Raw genomic sequence first — 246 nt, forward strand, 5'->3', positions numbered from 1 at the left:
CGGGGGCTATAAGTTTCCCGAGGCGACGTCCGCCAGCACCTGCTTTTCCAAGGACAGGTCAGCCACGAGCCGGCGCAGCCGCGCGTTCTCGCGCTCCAGGTCCTTCATCTTCCTGGCCTGGTCGACCTGGAGACCGCCGTACTCCTTGCGCCAGCGGTAATAGCTCTGCTCGGAGATCTCCGCCTCCTTGCAGGCCAGCGCCAAGCTCTTACCCTGGGCTGTCTGCACCTCAATCTGGCGCAGCTT

General features: G+C 64.2%; 1 pseudogene. It reads right to left on the bottom strand.

From position 1 onward, the window contains the following. Nucleotides 1-9 precede the first annotated feature (9 nt). Nucleotides 10-246 (bottom strand): annotated as a pseudogene (locus ACLBYB_RS33640) (transposase); the annotation flags it as partial.

The organism is Methylobacterium sp. D54C (genome assembly GCF_053345595.1).